This window comes from Microbacterium sp. NPDC089696 (genome assembly GCF_044749125.1).
GTDB lineage: Bacteria > Actinomycetota > Actinomycetes > Actinomycetales > Microbacteriaceae > Microbacterium.
Genome location: NZ_JBIVHF010000001.1, coordinates 1,089,771 through 1,106,529, shown reverse-complemented (window position 1 = coordinate 1,106,529; position 16,759 = coordinate 1,089,771). Strand labels below are relative to the sequence as shown.

Genomic DNA, 16,759 nt, shown 5'->3' with positions numbered 1-16,759 from the left:
CCCGTGAGCGCCCGTCTCCACGCTGCAGACAGACCGTCGTGGTCGCAGCCGTCGATGCTGTGGGAGAGGCGCCTGGGACCGATGCTCGACTCCCTGTCCGAGCGGTCGGTCGGGCCGCGCGCCGTCCTGGTCGGGGCTGCCGGGTCGGGGAAGACGGCGACGCTGCATCGCGTGCGCACGCAGCTGGCGCGCGAGGGCCGCCGCGTCCATGTCGCGGGCTCCGGCGACGGGGACGTCGACGGACTGCCGCGGGACACGGTGCTGCTCGTCGACGATCTCCATGCCTGTGCTCCCGAGGTCCTGGCAGCGGTGCGGGAACGCGCAGCCGACCCCGACGCCGCGATGATCGTGGCGCTGCGTCCGTGGCCGACGACCGCCGCGGTCCGCGAGATCACCCGATCGCTCGAGGCGAGTCTTCCGGCGGTGCTGCTCGGAGACCTCGGACCCGCCGACGTGGACCGGTATCTGGATGCCGCGGGTCGGACGCTCCCCGGAGCCTGTCGGCGGCACATCCTCGAGATCACCGCGGGCGTCACCTGGCTCGTGGCCGCCGCGTTGGCGGAGCACGCCCGCGACGACTGCGACGACGACGAGCACCACTCGGAACTGTCCAGGGCGCTCGACGCGCGCGTGTCGCACCGGCTCGACGACGCGGACGAACGGGTGCGGCGCGTGATCGAGCGGCTGTCGGTCGTCCCGCCGGGACATGCGCTCACCGGCGCCGCCGCGCCCGAGGCCGACGTGCGCGAGGGGCATGCCCTCGGCCTCCTTCTGCGCAACGGCGACCTGCTCCCCCTCGTGCGGCGCTGCGTGCGATCGGCTCTCCCCGCGGCGAGGATCGCCGAGCTCGGCGCGACCGTCGCCGTCGAGGTTCTCCGCTCCTCCCCCGAAGACCCGGTGCTCGAAGGGCTGCTCGCGTCGACTCGCGACGACGCCGCCCGAGACGCCGTGATCCGCCATGCCGACGGACTCCGCGACAGCCACCCGGATCGTGCCGTCGCGCTCTACCGACGGGTCGTGGACGGTTCGCGTCCGGATCCGGCCCTTCCCGGACTCGCGGAGGCGCTCTGGGCGGCCGGGGATCTCGATGCCGCGATCGCCGTCGTGGATGCCGTCCCGGCCCCGGCCGGCGAGCGACGACTCGTGGACCTCGCCGGAGGCGTGTGGTCGGCGCGCGGCATGATGCGACGCGCGGCGGCGATCCACCGGACCTCGCCGCCCGCGGGCGCGGCGGTCTCCGCGGGCGCGACGATCGCCGCGATCGGCGTCGGCGCCCCTCTCGGAGTCGCACCCCTCGGGACCGACGACATCGCTGCGGGTCTGCCGACCACCGCGGAGGTCTCGGCCGATCTGCTCCGACGGGGGCTGTCCGCCTCGATCAGCTCCGCCCCCGCGGGCACCGCACCCGACAGCGCACTGGCCGACCTCGTGCGGGCAGCCGAGATGTACACGAGCTCGCGGAGCACGGGACCGGTCCCGGAGCTCCCGGCCGTCATCGCCGCCGCTGTCGCTCTGGATCTCGGAGCTCCGCGCACGGCCCGATCGATCATCGACGACGCCATCGGCGGCGGGCACGGGGGCCTGTGGGCCCGACCACGGCTGCTGCTCTGGCGGGCATGGATCGCCGTGCAGCGTGCGCGGCCGAACCACGCCAGGGAGGCGCTCGACGCGGCCCGCGAGATCGCTCCGCGCCTCTCCGCCCGCGACGCGTTCCTCGCCGGCGCCGTCGAGCTCGCGATCGCCCGCCGGTACGACGATGCCTCGGGGTTGGAGACCGTGTGGCGTCGAGCCCGCGTCGCGCTGCTGCGCATCGATGCGGACCTCTACCTCCTGCATCCGCTCGCCGAGTACCTCGGTGCGGCGGCGAGACTGGGTGAGACGGAGCAGTCCCGTCGGCATCTCGAGGAGGCGCTCGCGATCGTCGCCGACCTCGGAGATCCCGCCCTCTGGATCACGCACCTGCGGTGGGCGGGCGTGCAGCAGGGCATCCTTCTCGGCGATCCCGGTGTCGTCGCGCCGCACGCGAAGGCGCTCGTCGCCGCCTCGGCCGACAGCCACGTGGCGGCCGTCATGGCGAAGGCCGGTCGGGTGTGGACCTCCGTGCTCGCGGGACACGTCGACGCCGATGCCGTGGAGGCCGCGGCCGAGGGTCTCGCCTCCGTCGGTCTGCGATGGGACGGTGCCCGCCTCGCCGGTCACGGGGCCGGCCGCGCCGATGACCGCAAGGTCGCCTCCCGCCTTCTCGCGTGCGCGCGGGAGCTGCATCCGACCGACGGACAGCGTCGGGTCGCCGAGCCCGGGCCGACCCGCGACGCCGCACAGCCCGTGCCGGAGGAGCTGCTGAGCGAACGCGAGCTCGAAGTGGCCAGGCTCGTGCTGCAGGGCAAGACCTACGCCGAGATCGGCGAGGCGATCTTCATCTCTCCGCGCACCGCGGAGCACCACATCGCACACATCCGGCATCGACTCGGTGCGACGTCCCGGTCGGACGTGATCGCCAAGCTGCGTCAGCTGATCCTCGACGACCGCGACCACCCGACCGCACCCCCCACACTCCCCCTTCGGGCATCGGGGTGAACCCCGATGCCTTCGACAGGGGATGCGAATACGCTCCGAGACAGGATCCGGGGACGCCGGCGGACACTCCTCCGGCGGGATCCACACCACTCAGTCAGATCGGCAAGGGGGAACTGCTCATGACGACACCGATCGAGGCGATAGCCGACGCGCTGCTCGCCTTCATCCTCACGCTCCTGCGCGACCCCGATGCGGCCGCCGAGTTCGCGGCCGATCCGGCAGGCGGCCTCGCGGACCAGAACCTCGAGACGGCCTGCATGCGGGATCTCGCTGCGGTGCGTCCCGTGATCGTGGACCGACCGGATGTCGTGGCTCGGACCCAGCCGGATCCCGCACCGCCGCGCACCGACGGCGACACCGAGGTCACCCGCGAGATCATCCGCATGGTGCAGCAGTTCTCGACCACGACCATCGACGCGCGCTCGACGATCGTCGACAACTCGGTCAACCAGAGCATCTGGACGGGCGGCGGCGACGTCACCCAGATCTTCGATCAGGAGGCCATCATCGCGTCGGGAGACGGCTCCGTCGCCGCCGGCCACGACGGGACGATCGTCGACAGCGACGTGGACGTCACGATCGGCGACATCGCCATCGGCAACGAGACCACCGAGGGCAGCTTCAACGGCACGGGGACCCCGCCGGTCGAACCGGCTCCGGCTCCCGTCGAGCCGCCGACCCCGGTCGTGCCCGCCGACGTCGCCGAACCGGCGGATGTGCTGGAAGCCGACATGACCGCCGACGTGGACTCCTACGACGCCGACGCGGCCAGCGCGGCGGCCGCGGAGCAGCCCGTCGTCGACGACGCGATCGAGGAGGAGTGAGATCAGCGCCGTGACCGATCGCGACCCCGATCAGACCCGGGGAGCCCCCGAGCGCCCGTCGACGTCACAGGGCTCGGGGGCGCCCGTGCTGGTGCGGCTCACTCCGCCGTTCGAGGTGCGCCTCGCGCAGTTCTTCTGGATCGTGAGCTTCGCCGCCGGTGCCTTCGCGGCGATCTACCTGTTCATCCTGCGCAGCGAGCTGCTCCCCCTCATCGAGGAGGTCGCCCGTTCCGTGACCGCGGGGCGCAGCGACGAGACCTACGAGTCCGCCGCCGACATCATCTTCTGGATCGTGTTCGGGACGCTCGTCGGCATCCTGCTGACGCAGATCACGCTGCTCGTCTCGTTCGCCGCGCGTCGCCCCCAGGTCCGGTGGTGGCAGTTCGCGACGTTCGCGGCGCAGGTCGCGCTGGTCGCCCTGTCACCGGAGTGGGTCGCGCTGGGAGAACACGGCCCGCAGTTTCACACGGTGATCACGGCGCAGGCGGCGCTCGTCCTCCTCGCGCTGCTCAGCAGCATCCTTCCCCGAGCCATCGCCTGGTCCGCTCGACGCGTCGACGTGCGCCGGAGCGGACCACAGGGCGGCGCTCGCGCCGATCTCTGACGCGACGCCCTCCAGGCTGCGCACCACCACCCGGGCCACGGACCGCGTGGCGGCATCGGCGAGGGGGGATTCCGTGAGTCGTCGCCAGTGGGCGATCCTGTCGTTCACGGCGGAGCCGAGCGTCGACGCATCGGCCCCGGCGGACTCACCGAGACGACGATGCGCATCCGTGCCCTCTCCGCCGACGATCCGTGCGGCCTCCTCCGCGTCGCCGTCTTCCAGAGGCAGGCGCCGCGACCCGGCATCGGCGAGCAGCTCGAGTTCGCGCAGCGCATGGGCGGCGAGCCGGAAGCGCTCGATCCCCGCCCGCACGGCGGCAGCGTCGTCCAGCGGACGCTCGCGCAGCAGTCGCTCGACCTGGAGCACGATCCCGCGGGCTTTGAGGGTCTCCGCGCGCGACTGCAGCTGCGTCCCGACCAGGTCCTGGATCTCGACGAGGCCGCTCTGCGCGATGAGCTCCGATGCGAGCTCGGACGAGCTCCGCGCCCCACCTCGGATCACCGTCACGGCCATGCGCACGCCGAAGATCCCGAACCGCGCGAGGAGGTCGCGGCGGACGGTCGCGCTCAGTCCCGTGACCGACGAGTCCCGCACGAAGCGATCCGCCGAGACGAGCAGGCGCTCACGGTCGGCCCTCTCGAGCCCCGCGAGTTCACGGAAGGCGATGTACTCGCTCTCACGCAGGGTACGGGCCCCCTCCGCGAGGAGCCCGGCGACCGGGACGACACCGAGCGTGAGTGACGCGAGATCCTGGTCGAGCTGGAACCTCCGCGCGATCTTGCGCGCCGACAGCAGCGAGTCGATCCGGCCCGAGCCGACCTCGTCGGAGCGCGAGAGCACGCCGACCGCGCACACCGTGCGGACCTGGCCGACCGAGGCGTCCTGGAAGGCCCGGAGGAACTTCACGTCCGAACCGTGCAGGTGCCGGAGGAGGTAGACGACGGCGTCGGCCTCGGGTGGAGCCTCGTCCGGGGTGAGGAAGCGGGCGGCGCGGGCGGACGTGTCCTCGGAGAGCGAGGCGATCCCGGGGGTGTCGATCAGGGTGACGCCGGTCAGCGACTGCAGCGGCCACCCCACGTCGATCCACTCGACCTGCTCGGCCGTGAGCCCGTCGAGGTCGAGGACGAGCCTGCCGCGCTCCCGATGGATCGGCATGCGCCTGGGCGTGCCCGACCGCGGGTGCAGAGTGATCGTCGGCGTCGCGGAGTAGCGGTACCACGTCACGACCCTCGTGCACTCGCCCGTGTCCGTCGGAGCGATCTGCTCGCCCAGCATCGCGTTGAGCAGGGTCGACTTGCCCGCTTTCACCATGCCGGCGAGAGCCAGGCGCAGCGGCTCGCGGAAGCGGGAGTCGAGCTCGTCGATCGTGCGCAGGGCTGCGACGTCCTTCGCGTAGCTCGCGCGGGTGACACGCAGGAGGTCCTCGACGATCTCGCGAACACCCGCAGTCATCGCGACTCCCCGCCGCCGGGCACCGGAGCCTCCGCGAGTGCGTGCACGGGCGCTGCGGCGGGATCGAGGGACGCCGCGGGGTCGTGTTCGAGCGGCGGGATTGTGCGGCGCAGCGTCTCGAGCTGCTCGATCCTCGTCTGGAGGGCGAGCACGCGCGCGTCCCGATTCGACGTGTACACGGTCGCGGCCTGTTTCGCGGCGTTCAGCGCCTCCGACAGGGAACGGTGCAACTCCTCCGCCATCGTCCCGAAGTGATCTCGTGCGGTGCGCTGCACCAGGCGCAGTCGGTCCTTGAGCTGCTTCCCGACCTGGAAGATCACCTCGTCGATGTGCCGCCGCACGATCGCCTTCGCCTCCTGCTGACGACGTCCGAGTCGAGCGCTCATGTCCTCGCGGTACGCCCGCCGCCCCACGAGGACTCCCGCGAGCAACGACAGGGGGTTGATCAGCGACATGCCGATGAGCCCGGTGACCAGGCCCACCATGAGCACCCCGCCGTACGAGCCGCGCACACCGATGTAGATCTTCTCGCCTGCGCTGAGCTGTCCCGAGTCGATCCCCGAGATCTCGTCGACCGCGTCGAGCACGCCCGTGGTGTCGCCGACCTCGATCGTCGGGAGCTCCGCTTCGCCTTTGCTGAAGAGGTCGGCGACCTCCTCGGACAGCCACGTCGACCGTTCGTCCGTCCAGACGAACGTCTCGGCGACGGCGGCTGCGACCCGCTGGTCGAGCCACTCGGCGATCTGGTCCCAGATGGGCCCAGGGTCGCCCTCGTCGATGGACGCCTCGGCCTCCCGCATGACACGACGGAGGCGGTCGCGGAGGTCGTGCTCCATGTCGGCGACGAGATCGGCGATGCCGTCGGTCAGCATGACCTGCCATCGCGCGGAGCGTCCGCGGAACTCATCGGCCTGTGCCTTCGCGTCCTCGAGCTCCGCGATCATGCGCGGCGTGTCCTCGGGGTTGAGAAGGGCGTTCATCTCCGTGCGCAGCGAGACGGCGAGCTGATCGACGACGGACAGCAGGTCGTGGACAGCACCCCGGTGGTGGATGAGCTCGGCCCGTCCGAGCACCTCGCGCCGCAGGTGGGCCACGAGGCCCGGGAACCCGGATTCGTCGTTCAACGACCGGTCCTGCGTCTCGGCGGCGATCAGGCGCAGGTCGCTCGAGACGGCGAACACCGGGACGTCGCCGATGTCGCGCAGATGCCGGCGGTCGATCGCCTCGACCTCCCGCCATTCGGGGTACAGATCCGTCTTCGCGATGACCGCCGCGACGTTCGGGGAGATGCGCATGGCGTGCCGCAGGAACTGTACTTCGGGCGCCGTGTACTCCTGGGAGGCATCCGAGACCATGAGGACCGCGTGGGCGGAGGCGATCGCCGCCAGGGTCGTCAACGCGTTGGCCGACTCGAAGCCGCCGACGCCGGGCGAGTCGACCAGCTGCAGGCCTCCCTTGAGGATCTCTCTCGGCAGCAGCACCTCCGCCGACAGGATCCCCCGTTCGTTGTCGGGGTTGCCGTTCACGGAGATGTAGTCGGACAGCGATTCGAGCGCGATCTCGCGCCGCGTCACCGCGCCCTCGCCGGGTGACGACTCGTCACGCCGTTCCAGGACCCAGGCGGAGGGCTCCGCCGCGTATCCCACGACGGTCGGCACCGTCGTGGCGACGTCGTCGTCGACGGTGCAAGCCGGCGCATTCACGAGGGCGTTGATGAGCTTGCTCTTGCCCTGCTTGAACTCGCCGACGACCACGACCCGGATACCGGGATCCTGGAGGCGTCTGCTGGTCTGCTCGAGACGGGCCGCGAGATCGGTGCGTCCTGCGGACGCTGCGATCCTCGCGACGTCCCGGACCGCTTCGACGACCGCGCTCTCGTCCGCGTCGGATGTGTCCGTCACCGCGCCCCCTCGTGTTCCTCGTCCCCGCGGGAGGGTGGTGCACCACCCTCGCGCGTCCCCAGTGATCGGCGGTCAGACGGCGAAGTCCGCCCCCGGCGATCCCCCATCGACGTCGGTCGTGACCCCCGGCTCATCTCCCCAGATGACGTCGGGGTCCATCTCCCAGTCGGAGGAGATCACGTTCTCGATCTCGGCCGTGAAGATGTTCGACCCGCCGAGGTCTCCATCGATGACCGAGTCCGTCCAGAATCCCGCGTCGAAGTCCGCCGGCTCGGCCGGCGGATCCGGCTCCATCGGTCCGTCGTGCATCATGTCCTCACGACCTTCGTGTCGGGTGCTTCGCAGTGTACTGGTCTGCCCGACTGCCTTCCAGAGGCAGCCGGGCAGAGGGGGTCAGAACGCGATGTCGTTCAGATCGCCCGACGGGTTGACGACGGTCACGTCCGAGACGTCGACGTCGAGGGATCCGTCGGTCATCGAGTTGTCCTGGAACGAGTCGGTGGCCGACCAGGTCTCGGAGTCGTCGAACATGGAGTTGTCCTGGAACGAGTCGTTCACCGACCAGGAGTTGTCCGTCGTCGAGTTGTCGGAGTTGTCCGTCATCGAGTTGTCGGAGTTGTCCGTCGTCGAGTTGTCCTGGAAGGAGTCGTTGATCGACCAGTTCTCCGAGAAGTCCTGGTTGAACGAATCCGTGTAGGTCTCGTTGCCGATCGACACGTCGCCCATCGTGATGTCGGTGTCGACGTGGGTGAGCGTGCCGTCGTTCCCTGCCGCCACCGATCCGTCTCCCGACGCGGTGATGTTGGTGTTCGCGAACGTCTGGTTGACGTCTCCTCCGCCCGACGGCGTTCCGTATCCGAGCCCGGCCAGCCCGGTCGCGCCCGCGGACGCGGCTCCGGCCGAGGTGGAGATGTTCTGGTTCACGGACTGGTCGCTCAGGGTCGTGCGGGCGTCGATCGTGAAGTTGCCTCCTCCGCCGGCTCCTGCGCCGCCGCCGCCGATGGTCACGTCGTTGAGACCGGAGTTGAACTGGCGCGTGCCGATGCTGATCGAGTGATCGTTCAGCGTCGTGTTGCCCGAGTCGTTCACGGAGTTGTCCTGGAACGAGTCGTTGATGGAGTTGTCCGAGTTGTCGGAGTTGTCCGAGTTGTCCGAGTTATCGGAGTTGTCCGAATTGTCGGAGTTGTCGGAGTTGTCCGTGGTCGAGTTGTCCGAGTTGTCGGAGTTGTCCGAGTTGTCGGAGTTGTCCGAGTTGTCGGAGTTGTCTGAGTTGTCTGAGTTGTCGGAGTTGTCCGAGTTGTCGGAGTTGTCCGAGTTGTCCGAGCTGTCGGACCACGAGTTGTCGGAGTTGTCCGTGGTCGAGTTGTCCGAGTTGTCCGAGTTGTCGGTCCACGAGTTGTCGGTGTTGTCCGTGTTCCCGTTGGCGACGTTGTCGAGGCCCAGATTCCACTGAGCACCGAGCATGTTGTCGTTGTCCTGCGCAGCCATGATGTTCCCCTGTTCGTGAGCGCCTGGTGGCGAGTGCTACGAGTCTGCGCTTCGACGGCGAGCGGGACATCGGGAGGCGACCCTGCGCTTCGCCGGGATCCGATAGGGGGTCCGCGGGGTGCCCGTCCCTCCGGATAGGGGATCGAGTCCGAAGAATCACGGGGACACACGGAAGGGCCCGGATGCCGAAGCATCCGGGCCCTTCCGAAGACGGCGTCTCAGCGGACGACGACCGCGAGCACGTCGCGGGCCGACAGCACGAGGAACTCGTCTGCGCCGAACTTCACCTCGGTGCCGCCGTACTTGCTGTAGAGCACACGGTCGCCCACGGCGACGTCGAGCGGGACACGGTTGCCGTTGTCGTCGATGCGGCCGGGACCGACGGCCACGACCTCGCCCTCCTGGGGCTTCTCCTTGGCGGTGTCGGGGATGACCAGGCCACTCGCGGTGGTCTGCTCGGCCTCGACCTGCTTGATGACGATGCGGTCCTCGAGCGGCTTGATGGAAACCGACACGGTCTACCTCTTCTTTCTTGACGCTGACACGAAAGACTCGTTCGCACTCTCAACCCGAGAGTGCTAAAAGCAGTCTAGGCCGTCGGCTGGCACTCATGCAATGCGAGTGCCAGCCGACCGGGAAGACCCTCCGAGGTCACCCGCCTAAGCTGAGGAGGTGGAGATGACCGAGCTGCGCGCCCTGCTCACGCCCGAGGGACTCGAGCTGCTGGATGCGCTCGGTCCGGTGGACGGCGTCGCCGACGTGGCCCGGACGGTGTCGCGTCTGCGCGCGGCCGGCCACTCCCCCGATCTCGTCTCCGCCGTGGTGGGGCAGGCGCATCTCCGCGCGAAGGCGAAAGCGAAGTTCGGCGAGTTCGCGGCGCGGATGCTGTTCACCCGCGCCGGGCTCGAGCAGGCGACCCGCCTCGGCGTCGCCGCACGACACGCCCAGCGCCTGCGTCGCGCGGGGATCACGCGCGTCGCCGATCTCGGGTGCGGCATCGGCGGTGACGCGCTGGCCTTCGCCGGCGCGGGCGTCGACGTCCTCGGCGTGGACGCCGACGAGGTCACTGCAGCCATCGCGGCGTACAACCTCGCGCCGTTCGGTGACGCCGCGGAGGTGCGGCACGGGGTCGCGCAGGATCACCTCCCCGATCCCGCCGACGGCCAGGCCGTCTGGATGGACCCGGCACGACGGACCGCGGGGCACGGCGAGACGAGGCGCGTCTCCTCCGACGACTACTCCCCTCCGCTGGACTGGGCATTCGACGTCGCCGCCCGACAGCCGACCGGCATCAAGCTCGGACCGGGCCACGACCGCGACGCCCTCCCTGTCGACGCGGAGGCGCAGTGGGTGAGCGCCGACGGCAGCGTCGTCGAGCTCGTCCTGTGGACGGGTGCGCTGGCCCGTGACGGCGTTCGTCGCGCGGCGCTCGTGATCCGCGGCGACCGCTCACACGAGCTCACGGCCGGAGCCGACGCCGAGGACGAGCCGACGCGCGACCTCGGCGCGTTCCTGCACGAGCCCGACGGATCCGTCATCCGCGCGCGCCTGATCGGCGACGTCGCCCGCAGCCTCGAGGCCGGCATGCTCGACGAGCGCATCGCCTACCTGACCTCCGACACCGCCCTGACGAGCCCGTTCGTGCAGTCGTTCCGGGTGCGCGACACCATGGCTGCGAACCCCAAGGCGATCAACGCCGTGCTCCGGTCCCACGGGATCGGCACGCTGGAGATCAAGAAGCGCGGCATGGACATCGATCCCGCAGCCTTCCGGAGGAAGCTCACGCTGCGGGGAGACGCGAGCGCGACCCTGTTCCTCACGCGCGTCGGCGATCAGCGCCGTGCGATCCTCGCCGACCGGGTGCCCGCAGCCGGCTGACCTCAGCCGCCCGACTCGGACGAGGGGACCTCGACCAGGATCGGGTCGCCGTGCTCGCCGCCGAGCTCGACGTACGAGACGCCGACGTCCGACGGCTCGCCCTGCTGGATCGTGAGATACGGACTCCCCCAGTTCGTGAAGCGGATGTGCAGGGTCCACAGCACCGGGGTCCCGTCGTCCGCGGGCTCGATGCTCACGGCGCGGAGGCCGCCTCCACCGTCGACATCGACCGACTGGCAGGCTCCGACATCGCTCACGGCGTCGACGATCATGCAGCGCACGATCCCCCCGCTCTGCGTCCCGTCCGCCGGACGTTCGGCGAGCCACACGGGCTGGTCGTGGAAGTACCCCACGATCGTCGGCACCGGCAGGAAGCCGTCGTCGAGCAGCGCCTCGGCCCGATCGCGCTCCTCCCCGTCGAACTGCGCCAGCATCGACGCGTCCCGAGACCAGCGCTGGATCCACGCGAGCGGTTCGCCTGCGGTCGTGTACCCGACCATCGCCGAGAACGTCGTGCCGTACTCGTCGGCGGGGTCGTCGGGATCAGCGGCCGGGACCGACAGCGACACGCTCAGGCCCATCGTGCCGATCGTGTCGAGCTGCCCGCACTGCTCCTGCGACGCCTTGTCCACATCGAGCACGATGCAGGCGATCTCTCCGTCACGACGCGTGGCGTACCAGACGACGGCCTCGCCGTCCTCGGCGACCAGGCGCACCGACCCGTCGTCGTACTTCGACGTGGTCTGCAGTTCGACCCGCCGCTCCTGCTGCCCCGCCGTCAGCGCGGGAGCGTCGCCGATGTCCCCGAACACCGCCCATCCCGCACCGACGCCGAGCAGGAGGAGAGCGAGAGCGGCCACGATCACGGCTTTGAGATGGGTGCGCAACGCCCCGCGCAGCGGAGGACGCACGGCTGAGGACGGATCCGACGCGGACTCGTCCGGAGCCGTCTGCATCGCGGGCGCGGTCGACGTCGACGGCTCCTGCTCGTGCATGACGGGAGTCGCCAACGACGCCGCGACGGGCGCGGAGGCCGCCGGGTCCGTCGCCGGCTCGGTCTCGGACGACGCCGTGGCTCCGCGCCGACGGTCGAGCTCCTCGAGGCGCCGAGCCTCGGCATCCGTGAGCCCGCCGCCTCGTCCGTAGGCCTTCGCCTGCAGAGCGCGGAGCTCGCCGATGTCGTCGTCGTCCATCGTCAGACGAGCCTCTCGAACTGCATCCCCGCCCACACCAGCCAGCCCAGGCTGTATACCGTGGCGCACAGACCGAGCACGAGCGCCCATCGCGCCATGCTGCGGCTCTCGACCGGACGTCGCAGCGACATCACCGCCGCGATCACCGCCACCACCGCGACGGGAACGGCCCAGCCGACGAAGAACGACGCCCCGAGAGCCACGATCGCCGCCATCAGCGCCCAGGGCGCCAGACGGGTCTCGTCGACGACGATCCCCGCGGTCGTGGGCTGCCAGTCGGCCCCGGAGACGGCATCCTCATCGGGGCCGCTCACGACAACCGGCTCGACGCTCACCGGGCCCGTGGGGAGCTTGGTGTATCCGTCGCGCCGGGCACCGGGAAGGCGGGCGGTGCCGGCGGGACGCTCGACCTCGCCGCTCGGTCCTTCGATGCTCGTGCGCGGCAGCGACGAGCCCGCCGCCGGCTCCGGGGCACGATCGGGGTGCGAGAGGTCGCTCATCACCGGACCGTCACGTTCTCGCCGACCTGGATCTCGGTGACCGGCAGGGTCGAGTCCGCGCCGAAAGCCAGGGTCGAGGGCGCCCGCCCCGACGAGATCAGCTCGGCGGCCAGAGCCGCGATCATCGCGCCGTTGTCGGTGCACAGCGACAGCGGCGGGATGCGCACCGTGACACCGGCCGCCTCCGCGCGGGCGAGCGCGACCTCCCGCAGCCGGCGGTTCGCGATCACGCCGCCACCGAGCAGGAGCCGGGGGACCCCGAGGTCGGCGCACGCGGCGAGCGCCTTGGTCACCAGCACGTCGACGACGGCTTCCCGGAAGCTCGCCGCCACATCGGCGACCGGCACCTCGACACCGTCGGCCTCGCAGCGCTCGACCCAGCGCGCGACGGCGGTCTTGAGCCCGGAGAACGAGAAGTCGTACCGGTGCTTCGCCATGTCGGATGCACGGGACAGCCCGCGGGGGAAGCGGATCGCCTCGGGGTCGCCGTCGAGCGCCGCGCGGTCGATCTCGGGCCCGCCGGGGTACGGCAGCGAGAGCAGGCGCGCGACCTTGTCGAAGGCCTCCCCCGCCGCGTCGTCCATGGTCTCGCCGAGCATCTCGACGTCGGTGGTGAGGTCGCGCACGTGGAGGAGCGAGGTGTGCCCTCCCGACACCAGCAGCGCGATGGTCGGATACTCGAGCGGCTCGGAGTCCGGCGTGAGGATGTCGGCGGCGATGTGCCCGACGAGGTGGTTGACGGCGTACAGCGGCTTGTCGAGAGCGACGGCGAGTCCCTTCGCGGCCCCGACCCCGACCATGAGCGCGCCCGCGAGCCCCGGACCGCTCGTCACGGCGACCGCATCGAGCTCGTCCAGACGCACGCCGGCCTCCGCGAGCGCCGCGTCGATCGAAGGCTGCAACGCCTCGAGGTGCGCACGTGCCGCCACCTCGGGCACCACGCCGCCGTAGCGGGCGTGCTCGTCCATGCTCGACGCGATCGTGTTGGACAGCAGCGTGCGGCCACGGACGATCCCGATACCGGTCTCGTCGCAGCTCGTCTCGATGCCCAGCACCAGAGGCTCGGTCATGCGGTCGCCTCCCTCGCGTCATCCCGGTCCGCGCCGCGACGGTGCTGCAGCACGAGCCGCATCACGATCGCATCCACGTCGTCGGGCTGGTAGTAGCGAGGACGTCGGCCGATCTCCTCGAACCCCTCCGACCGGTAGAGGCCCTCGGCGCCGGGATTGTCGGCGCGCACCTCGAGGAAGACCTCGCGTGCGCCGCGCTCGAGGGCCGTGTCGAGCAGTGCACGCAGCAGGGCTCGACCGCGGCCGGCGCCTCGGTGCTCGGTGTCGAACGCGATGGTCTGGATGTCGGCGTCCCCCGCGCCCTCGAGCGCGCGCACCCCGCCGTAGCCGATGATCGCGCCGTCGTGCTCGTCGACCAGGTAACGGCCGTGCGGGCTGCCGAGCTCGAGGGCCATGGCCTGCGGGCTCCAGGCGTCGGTCGGGAACGAGCGATGCTCTATCGCCATGATGGCGTCGAGGTCGTCCGGCGTGGCGGTGCGGAGGGTCACAGTCCGACCTTCTTCGGTGCGCCGGGGACCGTCACGTCGGGGTGCCGGAGGTACAGCGGCTCGTCGCCGGCGAGCACGCGTCCGGCCGCGAGCGCTCGCGCGCCCACGCGGGCGAGATCCGCGGCTGAGAGCACGGTCGTCTCGATCCCCCTGGTCCCCGCGAGCGCCTCGTCGAGACGTGCGCGGGCCACCAGCACGGTCTCCGCGACGATGTGCGGGAGGCCGTCGTCGTCGAGGCCCTCGAAGACCGTGAGAGCGACCTCACGGCGGCGGGCGTCCGTGACGACGGCGAAACGGTCGTCGACGCCGTCGGCCTCGATCGCGGCGAGCGCGATGGCCAGGTGGCTGGGGACGGGGACCACGGGGATGCCACGGCCCAGCGCGAACGTGCGGGCCGTCGCGATGCCGATGCGGAGACCCGTGAACGGCCCAGGGCCCATCCCGGACACGACGTGCGTGACGGTGCCGTCGCCGAAGCCGTCGACCACATCGCGCAGCAGGTCTCCGATCACCTCGGCGTGGCCCAGCGGATCGTCGGTCGACGCCTCGGCGCGCAGCGAGCCGTCCGGGGCGACGGTCGCGACGGCGGTGCCCAGAGAGGTGTCGACGGCGAGGATCACCCTTCCAGGGTAGTCGGCGCCGGGTCCGTGGGCGCTGAGCGCCGTTCGAGCGTGATCGTGACGTGACGAGGGGCGTCGGCGTCGAGCTCGGAGGGGTCGAGGTCCCGGTCGACTCCCACCGGTCGTTCGAGCTCGACGTCCCACCACGACTCGGCCAGCTCCTCCGCCATGCCGCGCCCCCACTCGATCACGACGACGGAACGGTCGAGATCGAGGTCGAGGTCCTCCAGCTCGGCGCCGGAGCCCAACCGGTAGGCGTCGACGTGCACGAGCGGAGCACGTCCGACGAGCGAGGGGTGGGTGCGGGCGATCACGAACGTCGGACTCTGCACGGGTCCGCGCACGCCCAGCCCCTCGGCGAGACCGCGCGTGAACGTCGTCTTGCCCGCGCCGAGAGGCCCCGTGAGGATCAGCAGATCCCCTGGTCCGAGCTGCTCGCCGATGCGGAAGCCCAGCTGTTCCATCGCCTCCGACGTGGCGATCTCGTGCTCTCCGAGGAACGCCGGATCGACGGTCATGCCGACCGCCGCGGAACCCGGGCGCCGATGCGCGTGACGATCTCGTAGTTGATGGTCGACGCCGCGTTGGCCCACTCCGCGGCCCCCGGCACGCCGAGCGTCGGGTCTCCGAACAGGATCACCTCGTCGCCGATGGACACCGGGGCGTCGCCGACGTCGACCACGAACTGGTCCATCGCGATCCGTCCGACGTTCGTGTAGCGGCGTCCGTTGATCGAGACCGGAAGCCGTCCGGAGGCATGACGGGGCACGCCGTCGGCGTATCCGAGAGGCACGAGCACGAGCGTCGTGTCGTGCGGCGTGCGGTAGTCGTATCCATAGGAGACCCCCGACCCGGCAGGCACCCGGCGCACGGCGGCGACCGCCCCGCGCAGAGTCATGGCCGGACGCAGCCCCAGCTCGGCGGAGGACCGGTCCTCGAACGGCGACAGGCCGTAGATGCCGACGCCGATGCGCACGGCGTCGAGGCGCATCTCCGGGAGGTCGATGGCCGCGGCGGTGGCGGCGATGTGCCGGATCTCCGGGTGGATGCCGAAGGACGCCGCTGTGGCGACCGCCTCCTCGAAGCGGGCGAGGGCCGCACGGTCGTCCTGCGGCGAGGTGTTCGACAGGTGGCTGAACAGGCCGATGATCCGCAGTCGGCCGATGCGCTCGAGCCGTGCGGCCTCCGCGAGGACGCGCCGCCAGTCCGCCGGGGCGATGCCGTTGCGCGACAGACCCGTCTCGAACTTGAGGTGCACGCCCACCGGGCGGTCGACGGACGCGGCGGCCGCGGCGGCTTCGAGCTGGTCGAACGACGAGATGCCGAGCTCGATCCCGTGCTCCGCGGCCTGCTCGAAGCGCTCCCCCGGCGCGTGCAGCCACGCCATGATCGGCGCGGTGACGCCCTGGCGCCGCAGCTCCAGCGCCTCGGGGATCTCGGCGACGCCCAGCCGCGTCGCCCCGCCGGCGAGCGCCGCCACGGCCGACGCCGCCGCACCGTGCCCGTAGGCGTTGGCCTTGACGACCGCGATGACCTCGACCCCCGTGAGACGACGGAAGTGGCGGACGTTGTCGCTGATCGCATCGAGGTCGATGCGCGCCTCGCGGAACGGAACGGTCACAGCGGGTCTCCTTCGGCGACGACGAACGCGGCCGCGAAGCCGGCGTCGTGGGTGAGGGTCAGGTGCAGGCGGCTGATCCCGCGCTCGGCGACGACCGCGGCGGTCGAGCCGGACAGGACGAAGTGCGGCCGACCGGACGGCTCCGAGGCGATCTCGATCTCGGTCCAGTGCACCCCGTCCGACCCGCCCAGGGTCTTGATGAGCGCTTCCTTCGCGGCGAACCGCGCGGCGAGGGACGGCAGTCGCAGCGGACGCTCCGCGGGGGCGAAAAGGCGCTCTCGCAGCCGCGGTGTGCGCTCGAGGGTCCGCTCGAACCGCGGGATGTCGACGAGGTCGATGCCGGTCCCGATGATCACCCGTCCAGCCTAGTCGCGCCGCCCCGCACCGCCCCGGCATCCGCCCCTCCCCGTTCACCGGTGAACGACGAATGCATGCCGAAACGACGGATGCAGGTCGGGCCCCGCGGTCTCGGCCTGCATCCGTCGTTCGGGCGTTCAGATGCGCGCGCCACTTCTCCTCCACAATCGTCGTTTCGCCGGATCC

Annotated in this window: 16 protein-coding genes; 3 read left to right on the top strand and 13 right to left on the bottom strand. The window is 71.0% G+C overall.

The window, feature by feature from the left end:
* The first annotated feature begins 3 nt into the window (after positions 1-3).
* Both ACIPY8_RS05530 and ACIPY8_RS05525 read left to right on the top strand, forming a co-directional pair.
* A complete protein-coding gene (locus ACIPY8_RS05530) occupies positions 4-2,577 on the top strand; it encodes a LuxR C-terminal-related transcriptional regulator (RefSeq protein ID WP_400815842.1) in 2,574 nt (857 codons plus the stop codon).
* Between the two features lie 119 nt (positions 2,578-2,696).
* Entirely contained in the window at positions 2,697-3,401 is a 705-nt protein-coding gene (locus tag ACIPY8_RS05525) for an IniB N-terminal domain-containing protein (RefSeq protein WP_400815839.1), read from the top strand.
* Between the two features lie 421 nt (positions 3,402-3,822).
* Here ACIPY8_RS05525 and ACIPY8_RS05520 read toward each other — a convergent pair whose 3' ends face one another.
* The 5 genes from ACIPY8_RS05520 to groES all read right to left on the bottom strand — a co-directional run bounded on the left by ACIPY8_RS05520 (position 3,823) and on the right by groES (position 9,361).
* On the bottom strand, positions 3,823-5,457 hold the full coding sequence (locus ACIPY8_RS05520) for a dynamin family protein (RefSeq protein ID WP_400815837.1): 1,635 nt from the start codon (positions 5,455-5,457) through the stop codon (positions 3,823-3,825).
* On the bottom strand, positions 5,454-7,358 hold the full coding sequence (locus ACIPY8_RS05515) for a dynamin family protein (RefSeq protein WP_400815835.1): 1,905 nt from the start codon (positions 7,356-7,358) through the stop codon (positions 5,454-5,456). Before ACIPY8_RS05515 ends, ACIPY8_RS05520 begins: the two co-directional genes overlap by 4 nt.
* 72 nt (positions 7,359-7,430) lie before the next feature.
* Positions 7,431-7,670 carry a hypothetical protein gene (locus ACIPY8_RS05510; protein ID WP_400815832.1) on the bottom strand — a complete coding sequence of 80 codons (240 nt, stop codon included), beginning with the start codon at positions 7,668-7,670 and terminating at the stop codon, positions 7,431-7,433.
* Between the two features lie 81 nt (positions 7,671-7,751).
* Positions 7,752-8,846, bottom strand: coding sequence for a hypothetical protein (locus tag ACIPY8_RS05505; protein ID WP_400815831.1), 1,095 nt, complete (start codon positions 8,844-8,846; stop codon positions 7,752-7,754).
* Between the two features lie 218 nt (positions 8,847-9,064).
* Positions 9,065-9,361 (bottom strand): co-chaperone GroES, encoded by a 297-nt coding sequence (groES, locus tag ACIPY8_RS05500; protein WP_017203655.1) that lies wholly within the window; start codon positions 9,359-9,361, stop codon positions 9,065-9,067.
* Positions 9,362-9,524: 163 nt separating this feature from the next.
* Here groES and ACIPY8_RS05495 point away from each other — a divergent pair, with 163 nt between their 5' ends.
* Positions 9,525-10,724, top strand: a complete 1,200-nt coding sequence (locus ACIPY8_RS05495) for an SAM-dependent methyltransferase (protein ID WP_400815830.1) — start codon at positions 9,525-9,527, stop codon at positions 10,722-10,724.
* Positions 10,725-10,726: 2 nt separating this feature from the next.
* Here the strand turns inward: ACIPY8_RS05495 and ACIPY8_RS05490 are convergent, their stop codons facing one another.
* From ACIPY8_RS05490 to ACIPY8_RS05455, 8 genes are read right to left on the bottom strand one after another with little or no spacing between them, the layout of a single operon-like run.
* A complete protein-coding gene (locus ACIPY8_RS05490; RefSeq protein ID WP_400815828.1) occupies positions 10,727-11,917 on the bottom strand; it encodes a hypothetical protein in 1,191 nt (396 codons plus the stop codon).
* Positions 11,918-11,919: 2 nt separating this feature from the next.
* Entirely contained in the window at positions 11,920-12,417 is a 498-nt protein-coding gene (locus tag ACIPY8_RS05485) for a hypothetical protein (protein ID WP_400815825.1), read from the bottom strand.
* Entirely contained in the window at positions 12,417-13,487 is a 1,071-nt protein-coding gene (gene tsaD, locus ACIPY8_RS05480) for a tRNA (adenosine(37)-N6)-threonylcarbamoyltransferase complex transferase subunit TsaD (protein WP_400815822.1), read from the bottom strand. Before tsaD ends, ACIPY8_RS05485 begins: the two co-directional genes overlap by 1 nt.
* The gene (gene rimI, locus ACIPY8_RS05475; RefSeq protein ID WP_400815820.1) at positions 13,484-13,975 is read right to left on the bottom strand and encodes a ribosomal protein S18-alanine N-acetyltransferase; all 492 of its coding nucleotides are present in this window, start codon (positions 13,973-13,975) and stop codon (positions 13,484-13,486) included. The genes tsaD and rimI overlap by 4 nt, the downstream gene beginning before the upstream one ends.
* Positions 13,972-14,595 (bottom strand): tRNA (adenosine(37)-N6)-threonylcarbamoyltransferase complex dimerization subunit type 1 TsaB, encoded by a 624-nt coding sequence (gene tsaB / locus ACIPY8_RS05470; protein ID WP_400815818.1) that lies wholly within the window; start codon positions 14,593-14,595, stop codon positions 13,972-13,974. The genes rimI and tsaB overlap by 4 nt, the downstream gene beginning before the upstream one ends.
* The gene (gene tsaE, locus ACIPY8_RS05465; RefSeq protein WP_400815816.1) at positions 14,592-15,113 is read right to left on the bottom strand and encodes a tRNA (adenosine(37)-N6)-threonylcarbamoyltransferase complex ATPase subunit type 1 TsaE; all 522 of its coding nucleotides are present in this window, start codon (positions 15,111-15,113) and stop codon (positions 14,592-14,594) included. Before tsaE ends, tsaB begins: the two co-directional genes overlap by 4 nt.
* A complete protein-coding gene (gene alr, locus ACIPY8_RS05460; RefSeq protein WP_400815813.1) occupies positions 15,110-16,216 on the bottom strand; it encodes an alanine racemase in 1,107 nt (368 codons plus the stop codon). Before alr ends, tsaE begins: the two co-directional genes overlap by 4 nt.
* Positions 16,213-16,572, bottom strand: coding sequence for a holo-ACP synthase (locus ACIPY8_RS05455; protein WP_400815810.1), 360 nt, complete (start codon positions 16,570-16,572; stop codon positions 16,213-16,215). Before ACIPY8_RS05455 ends, alr begins: the two co-directional genes overlap by 4 nt.
* Between the last annotated feature and the right edge of the window lie 187 nt (positions 16,573-16,759).